A 24,445-nucleotide genomic window follows, 5' to 3' on the forward strand; every position below is an offset into this window, starting at 1 on the left:
TTGATAGGGAGGAATTGCACACAGGATATTATAAATGAGAATCATTACGATTTATAATGATTGATATATTCATTGCCGCCACGGCCGCGTACATGCCGCGCGCATGCCTGGAGGGCATTTCAGCGCGGAAAATGGCCATCCTGGGCCTTCAGATCCGGATATTTGCTGTCTTATATAAGATTCGTCGCCATCTGATACACAAACAGCGGCAGGACAGTCTAAAATACGTGGTGGGCAAGCACGGCGTCACCGCCGGCACACTAGCCGTCCAAAGCAAGGCTAACCGTCCTGTGTTTGGAATGAAGAAAGTTAACCACCAGGCATCACCGCATACAAGGGAATGAACATGGCAACACAAAAATCCAAAATCATCTACACGCTGACTGACGAGGCGCCGCTGCTCGCGACGTATTCCCTGCTGCCAATTATCAAAAAATTCACCGCGCCGGCTGGCGTGGACGTGGTCGCCAGCGATATTTCGGTGGCGGCCCGTGTACTGGCTGAATTTCCCGAATTCCTGACGGACGCGCAAAAAGTCCCGAACACCCTGGCTGAACTGGGCAAATTGACCCAGAATCCGGCCACCAACATCATCAAATTGCCGAACATCAGCGCCTCGCAAGGCCAGCTGATCGCCTGCGTGCGCGAATTGCAAGGCCGTGGCTACAAGCTGCCGGATTACCCGGAAGATGCGAAGACGGACGAAGAGAAAGCCCTGAAAGCCCGCTACGGCAAGTGCATCGGCAGCTCGGTCAACCCGGTCTTGCGCGAAGGCAATTCCGACCGCCGCGCACCGAAAGCCGTCAAAGAGTACGCACGCAAGCACCCGCATTCGATGGGCGAGTGGAGCCAGTCGTCGCAAACGCACGTGTCGCACATGCACCATGGCGACTTCTACCACGGCGAAAAATCGCTGACGCTGGAAAAGGCGCGCGACGTCAAGATGGAACTGGTCACGGCCTCGGGCAAGACCATCGTGCTGAAACCGAAGGTTTCCCTGCAAGCGGGCGAAATTATCGACAGCATGTTCATGAGCAAGAAAGCGCTGCTGGAGTTCTACGAGAAGGAAATCGACGACGCCTTCAAGACGGGCGTGATGTTCTCGCTGCACGTCAAGGCGACCATGATGAAGGTTTCGCACCCTATCGTTTTCGGCCACTGCGTGCGCATCTTCTACAAGGACGCGTTCGCCAAGCACGCCGAACTGTTCGACAAGCTGGGCGTGAATGTCAACAATGGCATGAGCAACCTGTACGACAAGATCGAAACCCTGCCAGCGTCGCAAAAGGATGAAATCCTCAAGGATCTGCACGCTTGCCACGCCAACCGTCCGGAACTGGCCATGGTCGATTCGGCCAAGGGCATCACCAACTTCCATTCGCCGAACGACATCATCGTCGACGCGTCGATGCCAGCCATGATCCGTATCGGCGGCAAGATGTGGGGCGCCGATGGCCGTCCGAAGGACGTCAAGGCCGTCATGCCGGAATCGACTTTCGCGCGTATCTACCAGGAAATGATCGGCTTCTGCAAATGGCATGGCAACTTCGATCCGAAGACCATGGGCACCGTGCCGAACGTGGGCCTGATGGCGCAGCAAGCGGAAGAATACGGTTCGCACGACAAGACGTTTGAAGTGCCGGAAGGCGGCATCGCCAACATCACCGACCTGGAAACAGGCGAAGTGCTGCTGACGCAAACGGTGGAAGAGGGCGATATCTGGCGCATGTGCCAGGTCAAGGACGCACCGATCCGCGACTGGGTCAAGCTGGCCGTCACGCGCGCGCGCAACTCGGGCATGCCTGCCGTGTTCTGGCTCGATTCCTACCGTCCGCACGAGAACGAAGTCATCAAGAAGGTCCAGGTTTACCTGAAGGAGCACGACACCAAGGGCCTGGACATCCAGATCATGTCGCAGACGCGCGCCATGCGTTACACCCTGGAACGCGCCTTCCGCGGCCTGGACACCATCTCGGTGACCGGCAACATCCTGCGCGATTACCTGACCGACCTGTTCCCGATCCTGGAACTGGGCACGTCCGCCAAGATGCTGTCGATCGTGCCATTGATGGCTGGTGGCGGCATGTATGAAACGGGCGCCGGCGGTTCGGCACCGAAACACGTCAAGCAGCTGGTGGAAGAAAACCATTTGCGCTGGGATTCGCTGGGCGAGTTCCTGGCCCTGGCCGTGTCGCTGGAAGACATGGGCATCAAGACGGGCAATGCGAAGGCCAAAATCCTCGCGAAAACCCTGGATGAAGCCACCGGCAAGCTGCTGGACAACAACAAGTCGCCATCGCCACGTACCGGCGAGCTGGACAACCGCGGCAGCCATTTCTACCTGGCCATGTACTGGGCGCAAGCCCTGGCTGCGCAGAAGGACGATGCGGAACTGGCAGCGCATTTTGCGCCGGTGGCCAAGGCCCTGGCCGACAACGAAGAAAAGATCGTTGCCGAGCTGAAAGCAGTACAAGGCAAGGAAACGGATATCGGCGGCTACTACCTGCCAGATCCGGCGAAGACGGAAGCCGTCATGCGTCCTAGCGCCAGCCTGAATGCGGTGCTGGACAGCATCTGATGCAGTCTTGACAGGCAGTAAGTTCTTGACTGCTGCCTGATAAAAAAAACGCCGCCGGAAGCGATTCCGGCGGCGTTTTTCATTTCCGTGCAGGTTTTTTACTTGTAATGCTTGTAGACCTCGGTGCTGCCATTGTTCTTGACCAGCAAGACGTCATACGCATCCTTGCGCGGTCCTTCCATGCCTGGCGAGCCCATCGGCATTGCCGGCACGGCCAGGCCTTTCGCCTTGGGTTTGTCGCGCAGCAACTGCTTGATCTCGCTGGCCGGTACATGGCCTTCGATGGCGTAGCCGTTGACGAGGCCCGTGTGGCAGGAGCCGAGCGCGTCGGGAATGCCGGCCAGTTTGCGGTATTGCGCCGGCATTTCGACATTTTTCGCGCGGACCGTAAAACCGTTCGCTTCCAGGTGCTTGATCCAGTCGGCACAGCAGCCGCACGAGGCGCTCTTGTAGACTTCGATGACGGGCAGGGCCGCCATGGCGAACGTGGGCAGGCCCAGCATGGCGGCGAAGGCGCCGCGCAATAAGAAATGTTTGATCATGGTGTTGCTTTCAGACGGAATAGGGCTATCGTGGCCACCTTGGTGGCTTGCTTGGAATCTAGGCGGAAAGCGGCCGCGGCGGCCGGCGCGGGCCGTCGGGAATGAATCCCGTCAGCAAGGTGGCCGTAGCGATGGTGACTTGTTGCGCGCCGCTGCAGGCGGCGGCAGGCAGGGCGAGGCCAGGCGGCATCAGCGCGCCCAGGCAAAAGCTGGCGCAGGCGCCGCACGCGGGGTGCTTGGCTGTGGTCTTGTCGTCTTCCGGCGTGCCGGCGCTGTCCGCGACGGCGGATGAGCGCGCAGCGTGATGCTGGCAAGCCGCAGTCATCGCGGCGGCAGGCTCGTCAGCGAGCGGCGCGCATAGCCGCGTGGCGCCCGCAGCGGCCGCTTGCAGCGGCACCGCCGCGATCAGCAGCAGGATCAGCCATGTTTTGAAGAGTCTTAGCATCGCCGGAAAGTATAGCATAGGGGCAACTGCCGCCAGGAGCGGGCGTCCGCTAGCGCGAGGCGGCGGCCAGCATTTTCGACGCGTACATGGCCCGGTCCGCATGGCGCAGCAGCAGTTGCATGGTATCGCCGTCTTCCGGATAGTGGGCCACGCCGATGCTGACGGCGATCTGCAAATGCTGTCCGTTGCCCAGATGCAGCGGCGCAGCCAGGGCGGCATGGATCTTTTGCTCGATCAGGCTGACGTCGGCCGGCGCGGCATTGCTTTCCAAAAGCACGACGAATTCGTCGCCGCCCATCCTGGCCAGGGTGTCGGTTTCGCGCATGCAATCGCGCAGGCGGCTCGCCACCGTTTGCAGCAGCAGGTCGCCGCAGGCATGGCCGTGGTCGTCGTTGACCCGCTTGAAGTTGTCGAGGTCGAGGAACAGCAGCGACAGCCGGCCTTCCTGGCGGTGCGCGCGCGCGAAGGCCGTGTGCAGGCGGTCGTGGAACAGGCGGCGGTTCGGCAGGCGGGTCAGCTCGTCGTGCATGGCCATGAATTGCATCTGCGTCTGCAACTGCCGGCGTTCGATGGCGGTGGCAAGTTGCTTGGCGACAAATTGCAGCAAATCCTGGTCCTGCTCCGTGCCGATGACCGCATCCTGGCCGCCTTGCAAGGCCAGCGCGCCGATGCTGCCCAGGGAAGAATACAGCGGCACGGCCAGCCAGCACGAGGACAGGGCGCAGGCTGCCGTTTGCAGTGCGGCCGGCAGGCCGGCCAGTTGTCCCGCCTGCAACAGCAGAGGGCGGCCGCTGCGCAGGACTTCGTCGCACAGCAGGCTGGCCAGCGACGACGTGGGCTGCGGCGCGCTGTCGTCGGCATGCGAAGTCATGGGAGGCTGGGCGCAGTGTTCGTCATGCAGCAGCAAGGTCAGGCTGCGCGTGGGCAAGTGTTCGCCGATGATGTGCTGGATGCGGTGCAGCAAGGCGGACAAGTCTTGCGTCGCCTGCATGGCTTCGGAGATGGCGTACAGCGCGGCCTGCTTTGCCTGCGCCTGTTTCAGCAGGGTGACGTCGCGCGCCACGGCCACGCGCAGCTGGTCGGCGGCGGACCAGCGGGCGGACCACATGATGTGCGCCAGGCTGCCATCCTTGCGCAGGTAGCGGTTCTCGAAGTGCGTCTGGGCATGGCCATCCATGATGGCGCGCGCGGCCGCCAGGGTGCGCGCGCGGTCGGCCGGGGCAACCATGTCGAGCATGAGCTTGCCGATCATTTCCTGCTGCGTATAGCCGAAGATGCGTTCGCAGGCGGCGCTGACGAAAACAAAGCGCCCCTCCACGTCGACCATGCACACGGCATCGAGCAACAAGTCGGTAAAGCTGGCCAGCGGCGCGCGCAGAATCTTGTGTTCCATGGTGGCATTTTAATGGACATTCCCGGCTGTGATTCAACTTGTTGGGGATAGGCGAGGTCGGCGGCATGAAAATGTTTCATTTCCCCGACGCTCATGCTTTTCCGTTTCTTGCCGTTAATGCAGTATTGCCATGCAGTACTTGCCATCACGCCAGATAACGTGACGCAAGGTTTGCCTGGCGCCAGGTAATTGCAAAATACTTAACCATATCGAACTTTTATGATGCATCTTCTCTCCATTTGCAAGGTGACAGCGCCATGACCTCCATTTCTCCACTGTCCAGCTGGAACAGCGCCCCGTCGCGGGCTTCCGCCGCCACGTCGAACCGCGCGGAGGCGGCAGCGCCGTCGCCCGTATCGACGCCATCGTCCATCGTTGCTCTCAGCCCGGAAAGCGTGAGCGACGGCAAGCCGGCGGCGCTCGTCAAACCACCGATGGTGTGGGAAAGCGCGACGCGCGACAAGGTGAGCGAGGCGATGACGAAGAGTTTTTCTTCGTATGCGTTTGGCGGCCGCTTCAGCGGCCTGGGCGCGGCCATGCTGGGACAAGCCAAGCTGGGAAACTACAATTTCTCGCAGGCGATGCGGCAGCCGCCGCCGAGCACCACGCCGAACATCTATGCGGCGTCCGGCATCGCGCCCGGCAGCCTGCATGGCAATGGCGAAGACCGGGTTTCCCTCAGCATCACGACGAAGAGCGGCGTGGAAGTCAAGCTGACGCTCGACAGCCAGGGCGACGGCCTGGCCGTGAACATGACGACCAGCGGCGACCTCAGCGACGCTGAAGCGAGCGCCCTGGGCGAGCTGGCGAAAGGTTTTCAGGAAGCCATCGACGGAATGGGACAAAGCACGCCGAAAATCAAGCTGGAAGGCTTGATGCAGTTCGACCAGCAAGTGCTCGAGTCGGTGAAGCTGCATGCGGAAGTCAAGGTGCGTGGCGAAACGGAAAGTACCCAAACCCTGGATTTCCAGGCCGATGGCGCGCAGCGCAAGGTCAGCTTCAGCGGCGAGGCCGGCAGCCTGGACCTGAAGGTCGATGCCAGCGCGCTCAATACCCTGGGCAGCCCCGAGCGGCAAGCCAAGGCGCTGGGCAGTTATATGAAGCAATTCGACCAGGCGGCGTCGCGCGGCCATGGCGACGCGGGCTTGATGGCCATGCTCAAGGATAGCTTCACTGCCTTGCACAGCAATACCGCCGCGCCGCAAGTGGCCACGGACAATCCCGAGACAGGCAAGTGGCGCCTGGCGGCCGAGGACAAGTCCATCCTGACGGGGCTGGCCGATTTCAGCGCCTCCGTGTCGCAGGCCGTGAAATTCAGCAATCCCATGCGCAGCGCGGAAAAGGATGGCTTCAACTATGAAGTGTCGCAGAAGACGGAGCAGGCCGGCGCCAGCCAGGACGCGCGTTCGATCAGGCAGCAGCAGCAATCGAAGCTCAGCGCCAGCTACCACCAGACGCTCGTCCCCGGCGTGCCGCTGCGCCTGACGACCAGTACGGAATCGCAGAACTATACCTACCACCAGATCGAGGATACGGCCAGCAGCGACGCGCAGGTGGCGTACAAGGATGGCAAGATGGTAAAGGCGAGCTTGCGGCAGGAAGGCAGCCAGTCCGAGCATGTCATGAAGTATTTCCTGGGCAAGCTGCAATCAGACAAGACCACGCCGGGCAATTTCTCCGTGCTGCGCGACTTGCTGCCCGTGCTGGGGCCGTACCGGACGGGCGAGCTGGGCATGACGCCAGAGAAAAAGGCGGAGCAGCGCCAGCAGGCGATGCTGAGCTTGAGCGACGACGTGCTGCTGCAATCGTATGCGGGCCAGAGCATCAGCCTGTGGCGAGCCGATGTGTTGCCGGGAGAGGGCGGGGCCGCCGCGTAGCAATAGACGGCGAGACCGCGTTCAATGCAAAAAGCCCGTCTTCCTGCGAAGACGGGCTTTTTGTTTGATGCTGCGCAAACAGCTTACGCTTTGGCCTTGCTTTGCTTGATCCAGTAGCCGATGCCCAGCGCGGCGAGCCACACGGGAATCAGGTAGACGGAGATGCGCAGGCCCGGCGTCAGGTACATGATCACCAGGATGCCGGCCAGGAACGCCAGGCACAGGTAGTTGGTGAACGGGTAGCCCAGACTCTGGAACAGGGTCGTCTTGCCTTCGATTTTTTTCTGCGCGCGGAAGCGCAGGTGGATCCAGCTGATCATGGCCCAGTTGATGATCAGCGCCGACACCACGAGTCCCATCAGCACTTCGAACGCTTCGCCCGGCATGAAGTAATTGACCACCACGCAGGCGCCCGTCGCCAGGGCCGACACGCCCAGGGCGACCAGCGGCACGCCGCGGCGGTTCAGGTGCAGCAGCGCGCGCGGGGCATTGCCTTGCTTGGCCAGGCCGAACAGCATGCGCGTGTTGCAGTACACGCCGCTGTTGTAGACGGACAGGGCGGCCGTCAGCACCACCACGTTCAGGGCCGTGGCCACCAGGTTGCTGTCTAGCGCATGGAAGATCAGCACGAAGGGGCTGCCGCCGGTGACGACGTTTTGCCACGGGTACAGCGACAGCAGGATGCCCAGCGCGCCGATGTAAAAGATCAGGATGCGGTAGATGGCCTGGTTGGTGGCGCGCGGGATCGTCGTGCTCGGGTCATCCGCCTCGGCCGCCGTGATGCCGACCAGTTCCAGGCCGCCGAACGAGAACATGATGACGGCCATGGCCATCACCAGTCCCTGCCAGCCATTCGGGAAGAAGCCGCCGTGCTGCCACAGGTTGGCCACGGACGCCTGCGGGCCCGCGTCGCCGGAGGCCAGCAGGTACGCGCCGAAGACGATCATGCCGATGATGGCGACCACCTTGATGAGGGCAAACCAGAATTCCATCTCGCCGAAGGCTTTGACATTCAACAAGCTGATGGCGTTAATCACGCAAAAGAAGACGAGCGCCGACACCCAGGTGGGCACGCCCGGCCACCAGTACTGCACGTAGATGCCGACGGCCGTCAGTTCGGCCATGCTGACGAGCACATACAGCACCCAGTAATTCCAGCCCGACAGGAAGCCGGGCAGGTGGCCGCAATATTTGTCGGCAAAGTAGCTGAAGGAGCCGGCGACAGGTTCGTCGACCACCATCTCGCCCAGCTGGCGCATGATCAGGAAGGCGATGACGCCGGCGATGCCATAACCCAGCAGCACTGAAGGGCCGGCCATCTTGATGGTTTGCGCGATGCCCAGAAACAGGCCGGTGCCGATGGCGCCGCCCAGGGCGATGAGCTGGATGTGGCGGCTTTTCAGGCCGCGCTTGAGCTCTTGTGGTTCGGTAATCCCGACTGCCGTCATATGTTTTATCCTGTTTTTACGGGGCTGAGGTCGCTGATTCTAAAGCATGAATGGGCAAATCAGGAGCGAAATGCATGTTGCACTGCGGAGGCGCAAGAAAAGCCCCGCATCTTCGCCGAACGGCGCGCAAAACGGCGGGCCAGGCGTCCGCTTTTACGCGCCGGCCGCGATGATGGCCGGTTCGTACGTGGCCAGGAACTTGGGCGGCAGGCGGCGCGCGCGGCCGCTGCTCAATTCGATGCAGATCAAGTCCCAGCGTCCGCGCACGACGGTGGCGCCGTCGCTGTCGCGGACCAGCTGGAAGCGCCGCTCCATGCTGGAACGGCCATCGCTGGCGCACAGCCAGGTGGCCAGGGTCAGCGCTTCGCCGGCCCGCGTCGGCAGCAAATAGTCGTATTCGCCGCGGCGTATCGCCATGGCCCGGTCCAGGCGCCGGTAATCGTCCAGGTCCAGCCCCAGGGTGGCCGAATGGTGCCAGGCGATATGCTCGCACCAGCGCACGTAGACGGCGTTATTCGTGTGCTGCAAGCCGTCGATGTCGCCCGGTTCGGGCGTGACGGGCAGGGTATGGGCGTGCGGATAATCCCAGTTCAAGAGCATTCCTTTCGATACGGTGGCGGCTGATTGTACGGTCTCGCGGCGCTTCCTGTCTGCGGCGCACGCGTGGAAAAACACTGTTTTTCGCATTGATGTATGATGCATCATAATTTCTAATCGATCAAAAACACGCATGAACCATTCATTGGACACTCTGCTGCACGTCAATCTGGGCAAGTCCGTGTACGCCATGCTGCGCGAAGCGCTGGCGGCCGGGCGCTTCCAGCCGAATGACCGGCTGCGCATCCGCGAACTGGCGCAGCAGCTGGGCACCAGCGTCACGCCCGTGCGCGACGCCATGCTGCAGCTGGTGCAGGAAGAGGCGCTGGTGCTGCGCTCGCCGCGCGACTTCCGCGTGCCCGTGCTGAGCGTGGCGCGCTACCTGGAAATCCGCGCGCTGCGCCTGGAGCTGGAAGGCCTGGGCGCGGCGGAAGCGGCGCAGCGCATCGACGCCGCCACCCTGGCCGACCTGGAACGCCTGCTGCAGGCGAACGAAGAGGCCATCGCGCGGCACGACCTGGCCGCGGCGCTGCAATGCAACCAGGCGTTTCACCTGGGCCTGGCACAGGCGGCCGGCATGCCGACATTGAAACGTTTCGTCGACCATCTGTGGATGCAGACGGCACCCCTGATCGCCGCCGGCTACGCCAGCTTTTCGCCCGACATGCGGGTGGGCCACCACCACGCCATCATCAGCGCGCTGCGCCAGCGCGACAGCGGGGCCGCGCGGCGCGCCATCGAGCAGGACATCCTCGACGGCGGCACGCAGATGCTGGCCTACGTGATGCGCCAGGAGCGCATCCACGCCGGCGCAACCGAAGAAGACAAGGAAGAACATGACGCACATCAAGCACAAGATTGAACAGAACATGGAACAGAAAACCGCCATCGTCACGGGCGCCAGCCGCGGCATCGGCCACGCCGTGGCCGAGCGCTTCCGCAGCCTGGGCTGGAGGGTCATCACCGTCTCGCGCAGCCCGATTCCCGGCGGCTGCCCGCGCAGCCAGGAGCACAACACGCATGTATGCATGGATTTGTCAGACCTGAGCCAGATCGGGCAGATGGTCGAGACGCTGCGCCCCATGCTGGGCGACGCCAAACTGCACGCGCTGGTCAACAATGCGGGCGTGTCGCCGAAGGGGCCGGGCGGCTCGCGCGTCAATTCGCTCACGACGGACATGCAGACGTGGCAGGAAATGTACAACACGAATTTCTTTGCGCCGCTGGCGCTGACGCGCGGTTTCGCACAGGAATTGTCGAATGCGCACGGCTCCGTGGTGAATCTGTGCTCGATCGCCGGCTACCGCGTGCATCCGTTTGCCGGTTCGGCCTACGCCAGTTCGAAGGCGGCGCTGGCGTCGCTGACGCGCGAAATGGCCAACGACATGGCGCCGCTGAACGTGCGCGTGAACGCCATCGCGCCGGGCGAGATCGACACGGCCATCCTGTCGCCGGGCACTTCGCACATCGTCGACACGCAAATCCCCCTGCGCCGCCTGGGCACGACGGCCGAAGTGGCGGACCTGGTGGAGTTCCTGTGCAGCGAGCGCGCCTCGTACATCACGGGCGCGGAAATCCCCATCGATGGCGGCCAGCGTATTTAATTGAAAAGGAAGATCGCATGACACAACATATCGGCATCGTCGGCTGCTCGGCCGAAGGCGCGGCCCTGTGCTACCGCACGATCTGCGAAGAGGGCGCGCATGCGCTGGGGCCATATGAACACCCGGAAGTATCGATGCACACGCCGTCGCTGGCGCGTTACGTGGATTGCCTGAACGGGGGCGACCTGGCAGGCGTGGCCGAACTGATGCTGGCGTCGGCGCGCAAGCTGGCCGCCGCCGGCGCCGATTTCCTGATCTGCCCCGACAACACCATCCACCAGGCATTCGAGCTGATGGCGCCCCGTTCGCCGCTGCCATGGCTGCATATCGCGGACGTCGTGGCCAGCGAGGCGGCGGCCCGCGCTTACCAACGCGTCGGCCTGACGGGCACGCGCTGGCTGGTCGACAGCGCCGTGTATCCGGACAGGCTGGCCGCGCGCGGCATCGCCTGCGTGCGGCCCGGCGAGGACGAACGCAGCGAGATCAACCGCATCATCATGGAAGAGCTGGTGCCGGGCGTGGTCAAGGGGGACAGCGTGGCGCGCTTCCAAGCCATCATCGCCGGCCTGCGCGAGCAGGGCTGCGACGCCGTCATCCTCGGCTGCACGGAGATCCCGCTGATCATCAGCGACGCCAATTCGCCGCTGCCGACGCTCGATTCCACGCGTTTGCTGGCGCGCGCCGCCCTGCGCCGGGCGCTGGAAACCTAGCGTTCCAGCTGCGCCTGCAGCGCGGCCACCACCAGCGCGTGGTCGTCCGCCTGCGCCAGGCCGGAAACGGTCACCGTGCCGACCAGTCCCACGCCGCGTATCAGCAGGGGGAACGCGCCGCCATGGCCCGCGTACTCGATGTCATCGAGGTATTTCACGTCTTCGAAGGTGCTGCCGCGGCTCTTGTACGAGATTCCCATGTAATAGGAGCTGCGGCAAAAGCGCTGCACCGTGTTGTTCTTGCGGCGTATCCAGTCCGCCTGGTCCGCCGTGGCGCCCGTCATGGCGTGGTGGAACAGGATCTGACCGTTGCGCGTGATGTTCACGGTGACGGCCTTGCCCCGCTTGCGCACTTCCTCGACGATCCACAGGCCCACGGCCAGCGCGGCGTCGTTGTCGAAGCGTTCGAATTGCAGGGATTCTTCCTGTTGCGCCAGGGTTTGCAGCAAATCGGCGTAATGATCCATCGTGGAGGAGGGCGGTAGTGGCTGGAAGCGCTACTGTAGCGCACCATGGGCCGGCCGCGCGCGCTTTTTCCGTGGCGCGGCTAAAATAAGCGGCATGAACCTGTCCCTGTTTGCCGATGAAGACCAGATCCCGGCCGGCCCGGTGCCGCTGGTGCCAGGCTCGCGCGCGTCGGTCCTGCTGCGCGGTTTTGCGCTGCCGTATCTGCACGAACTGCTGCCGGCGCTGGACGCCGTCGTGCTGGCGGCGCCCCTGCGCCACATGGCCACGCCGGGCGGCTTGCGCATGTCGGTCGCCATGAGCAATTGCGGTCCCCTGGGCTGGGTCACGGATGGGCGCGGCTACCGCTACGCGCGGCACGATCCGGCCAGCGGCCTTCCCTGGCCACCCATGCCGCCCGTGTTCCTGCGCCTGGCGCGGCAGGCGGCGCTGGCGGCCGGCTATCCCGACTTCACGCCCGACGCCTGCCTCGTCAACCGTTATACCCCCGGTGCGCGCATGGCCCTGCACCAGGACCGCGATGAATGCGATTTCACCGCGCCCATCGTTTCCGTCTCGCTGGGGCTGCCCGCCACCTTCCTGTTCGGCGGCGCCGGGCGGGCCGACAAGGCGGCGCGCATCGCCTTGCTGCACGGCGACGTGGTGGTGTGGGGCGGCGCCGACCGCCTGCGCTTCCACGGCGTGGCGCCCCTGAAGGAAGGCGAACACGCGCTGCTGGGCGCGCAGCGCATCAATTTGACGTTTCGCAAGGCCAGCTGATCCGTCAATACGCCCCATTATTGCAAGGCACTTGCAAATGCGGCCGTTTTTCTCCATGATATGCAACTTGTTTGCATATGGAGTGTTCAGCATGAAGCGCGATCCGATTTCCTCGCCCCTGCCCGACGTGGCGGCCGGCCCCCATCTGGGCCACCCCTTGCCGCTCGAGTGGGTCGGCATGCAGGGCATCGCCTTGCCCCTGTGGCTGGAAGAGGGCGGGCAGGCGCAGCAAGTGCATGCCTGGGCCGACGTGCAGGTCGACTTGCCCGACCCGCAGGTGAAGGGTATCCACATGTCGCGCCTGTATCTGCTGCTCGATGCGTTCGCCGCCGCGCAGCCGCTCGATGCGGGCGCGCTGGCCGCCGTGCTGCGGCGTATGGTGGACAGCCATGTCGATTGCGGCAGCACGCAGGCGCGCCTGGCGCTGGCGTTCCCCCTGCTGCGGCGCCAGCCGGCGCTGCTGACGGCGGGATTGTCCGGCTGGAAATCGTATCCCGTGCACCTGCAGGCCAGTGTTTCGCCGCAGGGCTTTGCCCTATCCTTGACGGTGGAGGTCGGCTACTCGTCGACCTGCCCGTGCTCGGCGGCGCTGGCGCGGCAATTGCTCGCCGACGCCTTCGCGGCGCAGTTCGGCGCGGGCGGCATCGACGGCACGGCTGCGCGTGAATGGCTGCGGGAACACGCGAGCCTGGCCACGCCGCACAGCCAGCGCAGCACGGCGACGGTCACCGTGCCCTTGACGGAACAGGCGGAGCTGGACCTGTTTCCCCTGATCGACGTGGTGGAAGCGGCGCTGGCGACACCGCTGCAGACGGCCGTGAAACGGGCCGACGAGCAGGCGTTCGCGCGCCTCAATGGTGCTAACCTGATGTATGTGGAGGATGCGGCCCGCCGCGTGCAGGCGGCGCTGGCACCATTGGTGCCACCGTATGCGCAGGCGCGTGTTACCGTACGGCATATGGAAAGCCTGCATCCGCACGATGCCGTGGCGCAGGCGGGCAAGCTTGCCGGAGATTGGTAGTCAACCACCGTGGAGGAGGGCAACATGCCGGAGAAAACCGAGCGGGACGTCAACGATGACAGCCTGGAAGAGGAACTGGAGCGCGAACGGCGCGAGCATGCGCTGATCGACGAGGAAAAGCTGGGCGTGGACGAGCTGGAAGAGGAGCACCTGAAGCGGGAACGCCAGCCCGGCGGGCCGGCGGAGCGCTAGCGTCAGGCGCGGGAGTCAAGGCGGCGCGATCATCGCTGGCATCGCGCGTCGCTGGCCGGTACAATTTCGCTTTGTCCTGCTCCCCCAACCCCGGAGGCCCATGAAATATCGCGCATTTTTTTCGTTCATCCTCGGCCTGACAGGCGCCGTCCTGGCCGCCTCGCAAGCCCAGGCCGCCACCATCTGCACCGCCATGGCGGACGCCAAAACGGGCACCGTCTTGCTGCAAGAGGGTAATTGCCTCGACCGTGTCACCCCCGCCTCCACGTTCAAGATCGCACTCAGCCTGATGGGCTATGACGCCGGCTTCCTCAAGGACGAGCACAAGCCGACCCTGCCGTACCGCCAGGGCTATGTGGACTGGGGCGGCGAAGCGTGGCGCCAGGAGACGGATCCGTCGCGTTGGATGCAGTATTCCGTCGTCTGGTATTCGCAGCAGATCACGCAGGCGCTGGGCGCCGAGCGCTTCCAGAAATATGCGAAGGCTTTGCGCTACGGCAATGCGGACGTCTCGGGCGATCCGGGCAAGGAGAATAGCCTGGAGCGCTCGTGGATCAGTTCTTCGCTGAAGATCTCTCCGCTGGAACAGCTGGGCTTTTTGCGCAAGCTGGTCAACGATCAGTTGCCCGTCACCAAGCAGGCGATGGAACAGACGCGCCGCCTGACCCGCCTGGCGGACGTGGGCGGCTGGCAAGTGCATGGCAAGACGGGCGCGGCCTTCCCGCGCAAGGCCGACGGCAGCTTTGACGAAGCGCATGGCTACGGCTGGTTCGTGGGCTGGGCCAGCAAGGGCGAGCGCAGCATCGTGTTTGCGCGCCTGGTGCAGGATGAGCAGAAGGGACAGCAGTCTGCAGGCTTGCGCACGCGCGACGCCATGCTGAAGGAATTGCCGGCCCTGCTGGAGCAGGCACAGAAGTGACGGTCAGCATCGTCGCCGCCACCTTCATCGCTTCCGACGGCGAGTACCTGGAAGCCGTCATCGAGGTGGAGGGCCAGCGCCTGCACGTGATGGACGAGTTCGGCGGTGGGCAACTGGCCGCCGGCACGCAAGTCCGGCTCGAACTGTGGCCCATGACCAGCGAGCTGGACGACTGGGACGCCATCTTCGGCGCCAACCCCGGCTGCGTAAAGGGCGTGCGCCGGCTCGATGGCTGGCGCTACCTGGCGCTGGGCGTCGTGACCCAGGTCGATCCCGTCATCTGCGATTGCGGCTTGCTGCAGCTGGAAAACCCGTTTACGACGCATGATGCGCGCTGCGTGGGCGCGTACGTGGGCGTTACGCTGGCGCGCCTGGATGCTTGCCTGGCGTAAAATCCGGCCCGCTTTGTTGCCCGCCCTATATACTTGCTGAAACGGATCATCCGGCATCAGACAAGGTTACAAGCATGGCATCAGGCATGGAGCAGTTTCAGGAAAAAGCACGGCAGGCATGGACATGGACGCGCGCGCAAGCCGTGCGCGTGGCGGGAGTGGCGTGGACAAAGGCGGTGGCGCTGTACCGGCGCGGCCACGCGCACCTGATGACCTTGCCGCCCGTGCGGCGCGCGCTGGTGCTGGGGCTATGGTCGTTCCTGGCCGTGCTGGCGCTGGTGATCCTGTACATGCTGCTGCTGATCCCCTTGACGCCGAGCATCCACGACTTGCGCCAGGCGCGCGCGGCCGCGCCGAGCACTATGGTCAGCGCGGATGGCGAGGAACTGGCCCGCTTCGACCAGGGCTTGCAGGAACGGGTCACGTTAAAACAGATTTCGCCGAATGTGGTCAGCGCGCTGATCTCGACGGAAGACCACCGTTTCTATGAACATCACGGCATCGATTTCACGCGCACGGCGGGCGCCGTCCTGCATACGGCGGGAGGCAACCCCCAGGGCGGCTCCACCATCACGCAGCAACTGGCGCGCAATATGTTCCCCGAGGAAATCGGCCGCTCGCGCAACCTGAACCGCAAGCTGAAGGAACTCATCACGGCCCTCAAAATCGAGGCCACCTACAGCAAGACGGAAATCCTGGAAGCCTACCTGAACACGGTACCCTTCCTGTACAACACCTATGGCATCGAAATGGCGGCCCGTACCTACTTCGACAAGCCTGCGTCGCGCCTCGACATCCTGGAAAGCGCCACCCTGGTCGGCATGCTCAAGGGCACGAACTACTACAATCCCGTCGGTAATCCCGAACGATCCTTGCAGCGGCGCAATGTGGTGCTGGGGCAAATGCGCAAACATGATGTCATCGACGAGGCGCGCTACAGGCAGTTGATCAAGCGTCCCCTGCGCCTGCATTTCGAGCGCCAGAGCGAGCGGGCGCAATCGGACAGCCATTTCACGGCGTATGTGCGCAAGTGGCTGATCGACTGGGCCGACGAGAACGACTACAACCTGGAGCGCGACGGCTTGATCGTGCACACGACGCTGGACCAGGATCTGCAGCAGGCGGCCGAGCGCGCCGTCGAGCGCCAGGCGAATGCCTTGCAGGCGATCGCCGACGTGGAATGGAGCCGCGCCGGCGTGCCGTCATCCACGTCGACAGGCATGTATGCGGGCATGCAGGGCGGCAGCGTGCCATTCGATTATTTCTGGAAATCGCATCCGGCCCTGCTCGACGCCTTCGTGCGCGAGTCGGGCGACTACCGCAAGCTGACTGCTGCCGGCGCTACGCCGGACGACGCGCTGGCGCAACTGAAGGGCGACCGCGCCTTCATGGCGGCCCTGCGCAAGTCGAAGACGCGCCTGGAAGCGGGCTTTGCGGCCATGGACCCGGCCACGGGCGCCGTGCGCGCCTGGGTGGGCAGCCGCGACTTTGCGCGCGAACAATTCGATCACGTGTCGCAGGCGGCGCGCCAGCCCGGTTCCACCTTCAAGCCCATCGTGTATGGCGCGGCGCTGGAAAAGGGCCTGAGCCCCGAGCACGTCTACCGCGATGCCGTGATGGATATCAAGGCGTCCGACGGCACGATATGGCGTCCGACGGACATGAGCGGCACGACGGGGCGCGACATGACCATGCGCGACGGCCTCGTGTACTCGAAAAACACCATCACGGCGCAAGTGATGCAGGACGTCGGCTTGCCGCCGATCATCAAGCTGGCGCGCGCGCTGGGCATCCGCGACAGCAAGCTGGAAAAAGTGCCGTCGCTGGCGCTGGGCACCAGTCCCGTCACTTTATTGGAAATGGTCAACGCCTACGCCAGCATCGCGGCCCAGGGCGAGGCGCGCCTGCCGTTCGTCGTCACGCACATCACGGACCGCGAAGGCAAGGTCATCGCCCGCTTTGGCGAAGACAAGCCGCAGCGCGCGATGAAGGTGGAATCGGCGGCCACCCTGACGGACATGATGCGCGGCGTCATCGACCGCGGCACGGGCACGGCCATCCGCAGCCGTTTCGGCATCCGCTCCGACGTGGCGGGCAAGAGCGGCACCACGCAAAACAATGCGGACGGCTGGTTCATCCTGATGCACCCGGAACTGGTGGGCGGCGCCTGGGTCGGTTTCAATGACGCCAGGGTCACCATGCGCAGCAATTACTGGGGCCAGGGCGGCCACAATGCCGTGCTGGTGGTGGGCGACTTCTTCAAGACGGCGCTCGACACGGGAAAACTGTCGCGCGACGCGATCTTCCCTGGCGGCAAGCCACCACCTCCGCTGCGCCATGTGGAACCTGTCGACGAGCCCGAGGACGAACCCGTGGAAGAGCCGGGCGATTTGCTGCAGGAAGGCGCACCGGCCGCGCCGCTGGCCATGCCGGCCGAAGGCGAGGGCGGACAGGAATCGCATGGGAAGGCGGTGCCGGAGGCGGTTCCCGCACCGCAGCCCGCTCCGGCACCCGTTCCTGTGCCGCAGGGATAACAGAAGCAGTTGGCTTGGCCAGTTGAGCGGCTGCCTGATTGACGTTAGTCCCAAAATGGGACTAAAATCAAGTCATGCGCATTTTGGCCAAGCCGACCTTGATTGCCTTTTATGAGCAGGCGATCTACGCAGATTCGAAGGCACCTTTGTTGTCATGGTATGGCCATGTGCTCAGGGCGTCATGGCCGGGCCCGGCGGCCGTGAAAGTGGACTTTGCTACGGCGAGCATCCTGAAAGAGGGGCGGGTTGTGTTCAATATTGGAGGTAATAAATACCGTCTTGTTACGTCGATCAACTATGCCTATGGCATTGTGTACATCAAATTTGTTGGTACGCACCGCCACTATGACGCTATCGATGCACAAACAATTTAGGACAATATGATGCACATCAAACCTATTCGCACCGAAGACGACTATCGCGCCGCGTTGCGGGAAGTCGAGTCTTTAATGTCTGCCAAGTTCGGTTCGCCTGAAGGTGATCGCCTGGATGTGCTCGCTACGCTCGTCGATGCCTATGAGGCGTGCCATTTTGTCATGGAATTTCCAGATCCTATCGATGCCATTAAATTCAGCATGGAGCAAAAGTCACTGGCGCCCAAGGATCTTGAACCGATGATAGGGCACCTGAATCGCGTGTACGAGATTCTCAATGGCAAGCGCCAGCTTACTCTGCCGATGATCCGCCGCTTGCATAAGGAGCTGGGTATTCCGGCCGAAGTGCTGATACGGCAGGCGGCGGCTCAGGCATAGCTGGCCAGCCTGTTTTTTTGCGTTTCTTTTTATACCGTATTGCGCCGCAAGCCCGCTTCCCGCACAAACACTTGCAGCGCGGCCATGGTTTGTTCGTGCAGCGCTTGCAGTTTCGCTGCCAGTGCTGGCGTGACGGCCAGGCTGCCATCTGCCTGCCGGCGCACGGGCAGGCCCAGCGCTTGCGCCATTTCTACCGGGTAATTCGTGAAGTTGCCATACGGCCGCTTGCCGTCCACGTACGGGGTGGGCCAATAGCCTTCGGCCAAGTAATCCTCCGCACTGCCCATGCCCAGCATTTCCACCGTCAGCCACGACTGCTGGCGCAGCAGCGTCACATGCTGTGCTGTCAGGACGAACGGGGCCCTGCCGTAGGCATAGCCGCCGGGCTTCAGGTCGGCCATCTGCACGAAGTGGGGCAGCAGCAGCGATGCCTCCATCAGGCGCTGCGCGGCCAGGGCCGCATCCTTGCCGGCGACGGCTTGCATGGCCAGTTGCAGGGTATCGCCATTGCCCAGCGGGTGCTCCGGATTGAGCATGGGCGCGCCGCTTTCCACGGGCGACCAGCCGATGTTGAAGCGCCGTATCAGCGCCAGGTGGTGCACATTGAGCACCTTGGGCAGCGGAGCGTCGAGGGTGGCCAGGATGCGCTGGCGCACGTCGCGCGGCAGGCCGCCGTCGGCCGCGCGCGCGAGCATGGGCGAACACAGCAGGGCGCCGGCGAGGCGCAGCAGCTGGCGCCGCAGGGGCTGGACCAGGTCCGGCATCACGGCGCCGTCAAGTCCTGACGCTGGAATTCGATGCGGTTTTCTTGATAAGCCCACTTGGTATAGGGCCCGAACACGCGCCGGTTTTCCTTGCTGTCGGCATTCGACACTTCGCGCTTCATGCGCCGCACGAGGGCGGGGTCCGTGAGCGGCGCCGTCGTGGCGGCGAACACGTCGTGCCGCACGCTCTGTTTCGCATCGGCGCCGCGCGATATGATGGTGAGCTTGCGCGAGGCGGGATCGAAGTACACGCGCATGGCGAAGGTATTCATGTCCTGCAGATACAGGCCGTCGTCGCGCTGCTGGGCATAGAAATAGTCGCCGCACACGGCTTTCGGCTCGCGTTTCCACTCGCACGACAGGACGATCATCAGATGCTGGTCATCGAGTTGCTTGACCGAAATGCGTCCCTTGGAATAGCCCCAGGTGCTGGCCGGCACGGTTGCCGACGAGGCCAGGTTGTAGTCGCCCACGAGTTTGGTCAGGGGAGCTTGCGCCGAGGCGCCGGCGCAGAAAGTAAAGGCGGCGGCCGCAAGGGCGCCTTGTATCTTGGAAAAGGATGTCATGATGGCCATAAAGAAAAGTTGCCATATTATAGATGGCAACTTGCCAAGATGGCCGCGCGCTTGAACGGCGCGCCGGCCGTTACTTCAGCTTGCTTAATTCCGCCACGTCGATCTTGACGGCCTTGCCGTCGGTGGCGGCCACCAGGGTCAGGAAGTGGGGCGTCGCGTAGTGCGCCGTCAGGGCCGCCTTGTCGGTCCATTCTTCCAGCATGATGAAGCGTGTGGGAATCTTATTGTCGAGGTGCAATTCGTAGCGCAGGCAGCCGCTTTCGGCGCGGCTGGGCGTCACGACGGCTTCCAGGGCGGCGCGCACGGCGTCGGTATGGTCGGCTTGGGCATCGATGGTGGCGACGACGGTCAGGGTCATGGTGGTCCTTGTGTAGTGGTGGGGCGGATGCAGCTTAGCGCATCCTGGACTTTCATGCCTGCCATGTCCAGTCTGGCTGCGCCGAAACAGTTTCCGTCGCAGCCAGAAAATCCGCCGCCGCTTACGCTGCCAGCAGCGCGCCGATCTGTTCAAACGCGGCCGTCAACGCCTGCGCCCTGGCGGCGTCGCTGACCTTGACGCCTTCGGCGCGCACGATTTCGATCTGCGTGACGCCGAGGAAGCCGAAGAAGGCGCGCAGATGGCTTTCCTGGTGTTCCAGGGCGGCCATCGGCGTGTCGGCGCCGTAATAGCCGCCGCGCGTCGAGGCGATGATCACGCGCTTGCTGCCCAGCAAGCCTTCGGGGCCGTTGGCGCCATACTGGAACGTTTTGCCGGGCACGGCCAGCGCGTCGAGCCACGATTTGAGCTGGCTGGGGATGGCGAAGTTGTACATGGGCGCGCCGATGACGATGACGTCGGCCGCCAGCACTTGCTCCAGCGCGCCAGACAAGGCGGCAGCGTCGGCGGCGCCGGGCGCGGCCGTAAATTGCGGCAACGGTTGCGCGGCCAGATCGCGGTAGTGGGCGGCGGCGCCCGGCGCGGCCGCTTGCAGGCGGGCGACGATGGCGGCGGACAATTGGCGGCTGAGGGAATGCTCGCCGAGGATGCTCGAATCGATGTGCAGGATGTTCATGTGGGCCTTCTTGGGTGGTATGATCGGGTGGTATGTTTTTGTAACCGAGTTAAATATAGTGACTATCAAATGAACGCACAAGAAGGCACTTTTTCCACACTGGGGCACACGGATGTGACTATTGGCGATGCCGCCGCGCAAGGAGCGGAGCTGGAACGGCGCATGCGCGACGAGGGCGGCCATGCGGGCGTGGCCGCTTCCTGCCGCCCGATCACGGATATCCTGACCCGCGTGGGCGACAAATGGAGCGTGATGGTGGTGATATTGCTGGGCAATGGCACCAAGCGCTTCAACGAGATGCGCCGCCTGATCGGCGGCATCTCGCAGCGCATGCTGACCCTGACCCTGCGCGGGCTGGAACGCGACGGCCTGGTGACGCGTACCGTGTTTCCCACCGTGCCGCCGCGCGTCGATTACGCCTTGACGGACCTGGGCCGCTCGCTGTTGATCCCCATCAGCGCGCTGGGCGCCTGGGCCCATGGCCACCGCGACGCCATCGATGCGGCGCGGCTGGCGTTCGATGCGAGGGCGGCGAACCAGCCGCCTTCGGGCGACTAGCCCCGTTCAGACGGCGGTACGGGCACCTTGCATGTCTTGCCGGTAGCGCGCCGGCGGCAGTTCGAACTGGGTCTTGAAGAAGCGGGTGAACGCGCTTTGCGAGGAAAAGCCCAGGCGTTCGCTGATTTCCACCACGCTCAGGCTCGTTTCGCGCAGCAAACGGCGCGATTCGCGGCTCTTGGCGCGCAGTTCCAGCGCGCGGAACGACGTTTTCTCCTGCTGCAGCTGGCGCTGCAGGGTCCAGCGGTTCATCGCCAGGCCGTCGCACAGGGCCGGCAGCAGCGCGGCGCCATCGGCGTTGGCTTGCTGGCCCAGCAAATCGATGATGGCTTGCTCCACGCGGGCCGAAAACAGCTGCGCGCCCTGCAACTGCTGCAATTGTCCCTGCGCGTGCCGCAGCGCGTGCGGCGCCAGCATGGCGTTGAACTGGGCGAAAGGCCGGTCCAGCGCGGGCGCGTCAAACGTCAGCGTGTTGCGCGGCTGGCCAAACGTGGCGGCGGCGCCAAAGCACTCGCCAATGGCCGGCGCGAACCACGGCGCCTTGCCCTGGAAGCCGGCATGGAAGGCAGTGGCTGCGCCATCGTCGTAGGCGCGCGCCACCAGCGACAGCATGCGGAAATTGGCCAGCGCCTGCATGGCGCCCCCCAGCGGGCAAAACTCGGACAGGTATTCGATCTCGATGCGCGTCCCATTCTCACTCATCAGCATGAAGTCGAATTCGCCGATCAGGCCCCGCAAGTGCAGCAGCTCGTGCAGGGCGCTGCGCAGGGTGGGGCGGTTGAAGCAGACGTGGGCGATGCCCGAGTAATGCGCGAACCAGTGCGTCACGTCGAGGTCGAGCAAGCCGCGGTGCTGCGGCAGTTGCTGGGCGTAGGCCGTCATGCGGCGGTGCCGCTCGGCGTTGATGCGCCCGCCAGGTTCCTCGAGCTGCGCCGGCGTGATGCCCGTTTGCCGGGAAAAGTCGGCGGGGTCGTGCCCATCGGCTTGCATGGCGCGCGCGCATTGCTGCGCGATCCGGTTCGAAACCGTGCGCGTATCGGGTTTGTGCAAGGGTGTCTCCTGCTTGTTGTAGTAATTTTTCACAAATATTAGCACTTTGTAGGAGATTGTTGGTTGTCGTGCCGTCTAACCAAAAATTGTTCTCGCGGGTATAAAACGCGTGCTGTGCGGTCAAGAAACTCACGCATTCTCACGCTATATTGATTTCGGGCTGGCCCTGATGCCACCCGGATACCTACAAAAACAGTCTTGGAGATAATGATGAATTGCACTATGAAACCGATGGCCCGCATGGTCGCCGGCTGCGTCGCCACGCTTGCCCTGGCCGCCTGCGGCAACGACACCGTCAGCGAGGAATACACGCAGCCCGTGTTCGGCGCCACCACCTATAGCCAGCTCAAGGTCGACGGCTATACCTTCAAGGACATGAACCGCAACGGCAAGATCGACCCGTACGAAGACTGGCGCCTGTCCGCCGAGGCGCGCGCCGACGACCTGCTGTCGCGCATGAGCCTCGACGAGAAGGCGGGCCTGATGATGCACGGCACGGCGCCCACCGTGTCCGACCCTTCCGGCATCGGCCTCGGTGGCGCGTATGACTTGACGGCCCTGCAAGACCTGATCGTCAAGCAGTACGTCAACACCTTCATCACGCGCATGGCCGGCGATACGGCCAACATGGCGTCCCAGTACAACAAGGTGCAGGAAATCAGCGAAACGTCGCGCCACGGCATTCCCGTGTCTATCAGCACGGACCCGCGCCACCATTTCCAGTACACGGTGGGCGCCAGCGCCGGCACCAAGGGATTTTCCCAGTGGCCGGAAACCCTGGGCCTGGCCGCCATCGGCGACGATGCGCTGGTGCGCCGTTTCGGCGATATCGCGCGCCAGGAATACCTGGCCGTTGGCATCACGCAAGCGCTGTCGCCGCAGGCGGACCTGGCCACCGAGCCGCGCTGGTCGCGCATCAACGGCACCTTCGGCGAAGATGCTGATCTGGCCAAGCGCATGGTGCAGCACTATATCGAAGGCTTCCAGGACGGCAATACGGGCTTGCATGACGGCAGCGTGGTGGCCGTCGTGAAGCACTGGGTCGGCTACGGCGCCACGAAAGAGGGTTTCGACGGCCACAATTACTATGGCCGCTACATGACTTATCCGGGCAATAACTTCGCCTACCACGTGAAACCGTTCGAGGGCGCCTTCACGGCCAAGGCGGCCTCCGTCATGCCCACGTATGCGTTGCCGGATGGCAACATCACCATAGCCGGCATCACCCTGGAGCAGGTGGCGGCCGGTTTCAGCAAGACCATGCTGACGGACTTGCTGCGCGGTAAATACGGCTTCGAGGGCGTGATCCTGTCCGACTGGGGCATCACTTCCGATTGCGACGCCAATTGCCGCAACGGCACGCCGGCCGGCGTGGCGCCTTCCTTCATCGGCTTCGGCACGCCGTGGGGCATGGAAAACGCCACCAAGGCCGAGCGCTACGTGAAAGCCGTCACGGCAGGGATGGACCAGTTTGGCGGCGTGACGGAAGCGCCGTATCTGACGCAAGCCGTGCAGCGGGGCCAGTTGACGGAAGCGCGCATCAATGCGTCGGCGCGGCGCATCCTGATCCAGAAATTCAAGCAAGGCCTGTTCGAACACCCGTTCGTCGATGCGGCCAAGGCGGCGACCACGGTGGGCAAGGCGGACTTCATCGAGGCGGGCCTGGAAGCCCAGCGCCGCTCGCTGGTCTTGCTGGAAAACAAGGACAAGGTCTTGCCGCTGGCGGCCACCGTCAAGAAGGTTTACCTGTATGGCATCGATGCGGCCGTGGCGAAGCAGTATGGCTACACGGTGGTCGCCACGCCCCAGGAAGCGGACGTGGCCCTGCTGCGCGTGGCCGCGCCGTATGAAATCCTGCACCCGAACTACATCTTCGGCAGCATGCAGCACGAAGGACGCCTGAATTATGTCGATGGCGACGCCGACTACGAAGCCATCAAGAACGCGGCGAAGTTCGCGCCGAAGACGGTGGTGACGGTCTACCTGGACCGCCCGGCCATCCTCGGCAACGTGCAGGACAAGGCCAGCGCCATCCTCGCCAACTTCGGCGTCAGCGACGGCGCGCTGTTCGATGTCTTGACGGGCAAGGCCAAGCCGCAAGGCAAGCTGCCGTTCGAACTGCCATCGTCGATGGCCGAAGTGCAGGTGCAGAAATCGGACGTGCCGTATGACACGGCCCATCCGCTGTACAAGTTCGGTTACGGGCTGGCGTACTGAT

At 63.7% G+C, this 24,445-nt stretch carries 27 protein-coding genes; 16 read left to right on the top strand and 11 right to left on the bottom strand.

All coding sequences use genetic code 11. The features are described 5' to 3' along the window. Positions 1–56 precede the first annotated feature (56 nt). Positions 57–344: a hypothetical protein gene (locus OX459_RS25740; protein ID WP_289907101.1), complete on the top strand. Its 288-nt coding sequence runs from the start codon at positions 57–59 to the stop codon at positions 342–344. A gap of 2 nt (positions 345–346) precedes the next feature. Continuing rightward, a complete protein-coding gene (locus tag OX459_RS25745) occupies positions 347–2,578 on the top strand; it encodes an NADP-dependent isocitrate dehydrogenase (RefSeq protein WP_289907102.1) in 2,232 nt (743 codons plus the stop codon). A 98-nt stretch (positions 2,579–2,676) separates the two neighbouring features. Here the strand turns inward: OX459_RS25745 and OX459_RS25750 are convergent, their stop codons facing one another. From OX459_RS25750 to OX459_RS25760, 3 genes are read right to left on the bottom strand one after another with little or no spacing between them, the layout of a single operon-like run. Continuing rightward, positions 2,677–3,120 carry a DUF411 domain-containing protein gene (locus OX459_RS25750; protein WP_099667723.1) on the bottom strand — a complete coding sequence of 148 codons (444 nt, stop codon included), beginning with the start codon at positions 3,118–3,120 and terminating at the stop codon, positions 2,677–2,679. Positions 3,121–3,178: 58 nt separating this feature from the next. Next, the gene (locus OX459_RS25755) at positions 3,179–3,565 is read right to left on the bottom strand and encodes a hypothetical protein (protein ID WP_289907103.1); all 387 of its coding nucleotides are present in this window, start codon (positions 3,563–3,565) and stop codon (positions 3,179–3,181) included. A gap of 49 nt (positions 3,566–3,614) precedes the next feature. Then, the gene (locus OX459_RS25760) at positions 3,615–4,958 is read right to left on the bottom strand and encodes a diguanylate cyclase (RefSeq protein WP_289907104.1); all 1,344 of its coding nucleotides are present in this window, start codon (positions 4,956–4,958) and stop codon (positions 3,615–3,617) included. Positions 4,959–5,215: 257 nt separating this feature from the next. On the opposite strand from OX459_RS25760, the gene OX459_RS25765 reads away from it, so the two are divergent. Next, a complete protein-coding gene (locus OX459_RS25765) occupies positions 5,216–6,835 on the top strand; it encodes a hypothetical protein (RefSeq protein ID WP_289907105.1) in 1,620 nt (539 codons plus the stop codon). Positions 6,836–6,918: 83 nt separating this feature from the next. On the opposite strand, the gene OX459_RS25770 is transcribed toward OX459_RS25765, so the two are convergent. Both OX459_RS25770 and OX459_RS25775 read right to left on the bottom strand, forming a co-directional pair. Then, the gene (locus OX459_RS25770) at positions 6,919–8,283 is read right to left on the bottom strand and encodes an amino acid permease (protein WP_289907106.1); all 1,365 of its coding nucleotides are present in this window, start codon (positions 8,281–8,283) and stop codon (positions 6,919–6,921) included. A 153-nt stretch (positions 8,284–8,436) separates the two neighbouring features. After that, positions 8,437–8,877, bottom strand: coding sequence for a thioesterase family protein (locus tag OX459_RS25775; protein ID WP_289907107.1), 441 nt, complete (start codon positions 8,875–8,877; stop codon positions 8,437–8,439). Between the two features lie 136 nt (positions 8,878–9,013). Between OX459_RS25775 and OX459_RS25780 the strand changes: the two genes are divergently transcribed. Genes OX459_RS25780 through OX459_RS25790 form a run of 3 tightly spaced genes read left to right on the top strand, consistent with a single transcriptional unit; the run spans position 9,014 to position 11,194 of the window. Next, the gene (locus OX459_RS25780; protein ID WP_099667729.1) at positions 9,014–9,742 is read left to right on the top strand and encodes a GntR family transcriptional regulator; all 729 of its coding nucleotides are present in this window, start codon (positions 9,014–9,016) and stop codon (positions 9,740–9,742) included. After that, entirely contained in the window at positions 9,717–10,484 is a 768-nt protein-coding gene (locus OX459_RS25785) for an SDR family oxidoreductase (protein WP_289907108.1), read from the top strand. Before OX459_RS25780 ends, OX459_RS25785 begins: the two co-directional genes overlap by 26 nt. 17 nt (positions 10,485–10,501) lie before the next feature. After that, a complete protein-coding gene (locus OX459_RS25790; protein WP_289907111.1) occupies positions 10,502–11,194 on the top strand; it encodes an amino acid racemase in 693 nt (230 codons plus the stop codon). On the opposite strand, the gene OX459_RS25795 is transcribed toward OX459_RS25790, so the two are convergent. Continuing rightward, on the bottom strand, positions 11,191–11,661 hold the full coding sequence (locus OX459_RS25795) for a heme-degrading domain-containing protein (RefSeq protein WP_034786432.1): 471 nt from the start codon (positions 11,659–11,661) through the stop codon (positions 11,191–11,193). The genes OX459_RS25790 and OX459_RS25795 overlap by 4 nt on opposite strands. A 94-nt stretch (positions 11,662–11,755) precedes the next feature. On the opposite strand from OX459_RS25795, the gene alkB reads away from it, so the two are divergent. From alkB to OX459_RS25835, 8 genes are all read left to right on the top strand, one after another. Further along, the gene (gene alkB / locus OX459_RS25800; RefSeq protein WP_289907114.1) at positions 11,756–12,418 is read left to right on the top strand and encodes a DNA oxidative demethylase AlkB; all 663 of its coding nucleotides are present in this window, start codon (positions 11,756–11,758) and stop codon (positions 12,416–12,418) included. A 91-nt stretch (positions 12,419–12,509) separates the two neighbouring features. Continuing rightward, the gene (gene folE2 / locus OX459_RS25805) at positions 12,510–13,439 is read left to right on the top strand and encodes a GTP cyclohydrolase FolE2 (protein WP_289907116.1); all 930 of its coding nucleotides are present in this window, start codon (positions 12,510–12,512) and stop codon (positions 13,437–13,439) included. A 24-nt stretch (positions 13,440–13,463) separates the two neighbouring features. Further along, positions 13,464–13,631, top strand: a complete 168-nt coding sequence (locus tag OX459_RS25810; RefSeq protein WP_289907119.1) for a hypothetical protein — start codon at positions 13,464–13,466, stop codon at positions 13,629–13,631. A gap of 100 nt (positions 13,632–13,731) precedes the next feature. Further along, complete coding sequence (gene blaOXA / locus OX459_RS25815; RefSeq protein WP_289907120.1) at positions 13,732–14,550, top strand: class D beta-lactamase; 819 nt, start codon at positions 13,732–13,734, stop codon at positions 14,548–14,550. Beyond that, positions 14,547–14,942 carry a hypothetical protein gene (locus OX459_RS25820; protein WP_289907121.1) on the top strand — a complete coding sequence of 132 codons (396 nt, stop codon included), beginning with the start codon at positions 14,547–14,549 and terminating at the stop codon, positions 14,940–14,942. The genes blaOXA and OX459_RS25820 overlap by 4 nt, the downstream gene beginning before the upstream one ends. A gap of 86 nt (positions 14,943–15,028) precedes the next feature. Next, positions 15,029–17,476: a transglycosylase domain-containing protein gene (locus OX459_RS25825; protein ID WP_289907122.1), complete on the top strand. Its 2,448-nt coding sequence runs from the start codon at positions 15,029–15,031 to the stop codon at positions 17,474–17,476. Positions 17,477–17,550: 74 nt separating this feature from the next. Next, on the top strand, positions 17,551–17,850 hold the full coding sequence (locus OX459_RS25830; RefSeq protein WP_289907123.1) for a type II toxin-antitoxin system HigB family toxin: 300 nt from the start codon (positions 17,551–17,553) through the stop codon (positions 17,848–17,850). A gap of 9 nt (positions 17,851–17,859) precedes the next feature. Then, complete coding sequence (locus tag OX459_RS25835; RefSeq protein ID WP_289907222.1) at positions 17,860–18,228, top strand: transcriptional regulator; 369 nt, start codon at positions 17,860–17,862, stop codon at positions 18,226–18,228. A 29-nt stretch (positions 18,229–18,257) separates the two neighbouring features. Here OX459_RS25835 and OX459_RS25840 read toward each other — a convergent pair whose 3' ends face one another. The 4 genes from OX459_RS25840 to OX459_RS25855 all read right to left on the bottom strand — a co-directional run bounded on the left by OX459_RS25840 (position 18,258) and on the right by OX459_RS25855 (position 20,619). Next, positions 18,258–18,992, bottom strand: coding sequence for a hypothetical protein (locus tag OX459_RS25840; protein ID WP_289907125.1), 735 nt, complete (start codon positions 18,990–18,992; stop codon positions 18,258–18,260). Beyond that, positions 18,992–19,558 (bottom strand): hypothetical protein, encoded by a 567-nt coding sequence (locus OX459_RS25845; protein WP_289897672.1) that lies wholly within the window; start codon positions 19,556–19,558, stop codon positions 18,992–18,994. Before OX459_RS25845 ends, OX459_RS25840 begins: the two co-directional genes overlap by 1 nt. 79 nt (positions 19,559–19,637) lie before the next feature. After that, positions 19,638–19,925 (bottom strand): putative quinol monooxygenase, encoded by a 288-nt coding sequence (locus tag OX459_RS25850; RefSeq protein WP_289897673.1) that lies wholly within the window; start codon positions 19,923–19,925, stop codon positions 19,638–19,640. 121 nt (positions 19,926–20,046) lie between these two features. After that, on the bottom strand, positions 20,047–20,619 hold the full coding sequence (locus OX459_RS25855; protein ID WP_289907127.1) for an NAD(P)H-dependent oxidoreductase: 573 nt from the start codon (positions 20,617–20,619) through the stop codon (positions 20,047–20,049). A 162-nt stretch (positions 20,620–20,781) separates the two neighbouring features. Between OX459_RS25855 and OX459_RS25860 the strand changes: the two genes are divergently transcribed. Next, the gene (locus tag OX459_RS25860; protein ID WP_289907223.1) at positions 20,782–21,177 is read left to right on the top strand and encodes a helix-turn-helix domain-containing protein; all 396 of its coding nucleotides are present in this window, start codon (positions 20,782–20,784) and stop codon (positions 21,175–21,177) included. 6 nt (positions 21,178–21,183) lie between these two features. Here OX459_RS25860 and OX459_RS25865 read toward each other — a convergent pair whose 3' ends face one another. Continuing rightward, the gene (locus OX459_RS25865; RefSeq protein WP_289907128.1) at positions 21,184–22,227 is read right to left on the bottom strand and encodes an AraC family transcriptional regulator; all 1,044 of its coding nucleotides are present in this window, start codon (positions 22,225–22,227) and stop codon (positions 21,184–21,186) included. Positions 22,228–22,449: 222 nt separating this feature from the next. Here OX459_RS25865 and OX459_RS25870 point away from each other — a divergent pair, with 222 nt between their 5' ends. Then, positions 22,450–24,444: a glycoside hydrolase family 3 N-terminal domain-containing protein gene (locus OX459_RS25870; protein WP_289907129.1), complete on the top strand. Its 1,995-nt coding sequence runs from the start codon at positions 22,450–22,452 to the stop codon at positions 24,442–24,444. The last annotated feature ends 1 nt before the right edge of the window (position 24,445 follow it).

This window comes from Janthinobacterium sp. SUN026 (assembly GCF_030397625.1).
GTDB lineage: Bacteria > Pseudomonadota > Gammaproteobacteria > Burkholderiales > Burkholderiaceae_D > Janthinobacterium > Janthinobacterium kumbetense.

Excerpts from the sequence above, each read along its gene's own strand:
- OX459_RS25770 (WP_289907106.1), bottom strand. The coding sequence starts at position 8,283 with ATGACGGCAGTCGGGATTACCGAACCACAAGAGCTCAAGCGCGGCCTG.
- OX459_RS25780 (WP_099667729.1), top strand. The coding sequence starts at position 9,014 with ATGAACCATTCATTGGACACTCTGCTGCACGTCAATCTGGGCAAGTCC.
- OX459_RS25795 (WP_034786432.1), bottom strand. The coding sequence starts at position 11,661 with ATGGATCATTACGCCGATTTGCTGCAAACCCTGGCGCAACAGGAAGAA.
- blaOXA (WP_289907120.1), top strand. The coding sequence starts at position 13,732 with ATGAAATATCGCGCATTTTTTTCGTTCATCCTCGGCCTGACAGGCGCC.
- OX459_RS25760 (WP_289907104.1), bottom strand. The coding sequence starts at position 4,958 with ATGGAACACAAGATTCTGCGCGCGCCGCTGGCCAGCTTTACCGACTTG.
- OX459_RS25830 (WP_289907123.1), top strand. The coding sequence starts at position 17,551 with ATGCGCATTTTGGCCAAGCCGACCTTGATTGCCTTTTATGAGCAGGCG.
- OX459_RS25850 (WP_289897673.1), bottom strand. The coding sequence starts at position 19,925 with ATGACCCTGACCGTCGTCGCCACCATCGATGCCCAAGCCGACCATACC.
- alkB (WP_289907114.1), top strand. The coding sequence starts at position 11,756 with ATGAACCTGTCCCTGTTTGCCGATGAAGACCAGATCCCGGCCGGCCCG.
- OX459_RS25835 (WP_289907222.1), top strand. The coding sequence starts at position 17,860 with ATGCACATCAAACCTATTCGCACCGAAGACGACTATCGCGCCGCGTTG.
- OX459_RS25825 (WP_289907122.1), top strand. The coding sequence starts at position 15,029 with ATGGAGCAGTTTCAGGAAAAAGCACGGCAGGCATGGACATGGACGCGC.
- OX459_RS25870 (WP_289907129.1), top strand. The coding sequence starts at position 22,450 with ATGAAACCGATGGCCCGCATGGTCGCCGGCTGCGTCGCCACGCTTGCC.
- OX459_RS25790 (WP_289907111.1), top strand. The coding sequence starts at position 10,502 with ATGACACAACATATCGGCATCGTCGGCTGCTCGGCCGAAGGCGCGGCC.
- OX459_RS25785 (WP_289907108.1), top strand. The coding sequence starts at position 9,717 with ATGACGCACATCAAGCACAAGATTGAACAGAACATGGAACAGAAAACC.
- OX459_RS25845 (WP_289897672.1), bottom strand. The coding sequence starts at position 19,558 with ATGACATCCTTTTCCAAGATACAAGGCGCCCTTGCGGCCGCCGCCTTT.
- OX459_RS25740 (WP_289907101.1), top strand. The coding sequence starts at position 57 with ATGATTGATATATTCATTGCCGCCACGGCCGCGTACATGCCGCGCGCA.
- OX459_RS25745 (WP_289907102.1), top strand. The coding sequence starts at position 347 with ATGGCAACACAAAAATCCAAAATCATCTACACGCTGACTGACGAGGCG.
- OX459_RS25855 (WP_289907127.1), bottom strand. The coding sequence starts at position 20,619 with ATGAACATCCTGCACATCGATTCGAGCATCCTCGGCGAGCATTCCCTC.
- OX459_RS25765 (WP_289907105.1), top strand. The coding sequence starts at position 5,216 with ATGACCTCCATTTCTCCACTGTCCAGCTGGAACAGCGCCCCGTCGCGG.
- OX459_RS25860 (WP_289907223.1), top strand. The coding sequence starts at position 20,782 with ATGCGCGACGAGGGCGGCCATGCGGGCGTGGCCGCTTCCTGCCGCCCG.
- OX459_RS25840 (WP_289907125.1), bottom strand. The coding sequence starts at position 18,992 with ATGCCGGACCTGGTCCAGCCCCTGCGGCGCCAGCTGCTGCGCCTCGCC.
- OX459_RS25750 (WP_099667723.1), bottom strand. The coding sequence starts at position 3,120 with ATGATCAAACATTTCTTATTGCGCGGCGCCTTCGCCGCCATGCTGGGC.
- folE2 (WP_289907116.1), top strand. The coding sequence starts at position 12,510 with ATGAAGCGCGATCCGATTTCCTCGCCCCTGCCCGACGTGGCGGCCGGC.
- OX459_RS25755 (WP_289907103.1), bottom strand. The coding sequence starts at position 3,565 with ATGCTAAGACTCTTCAAAACATGGCTGATCCTGCTGCTGATCGCGGCG.
- OX459_RS25810 (WP_289907119.1), top strand. The coding sequence starts at position 13,464 with ATGCCGGAGAAAACCGAGCGGGACGTCAACGATGACAGCCTGGAAGAG.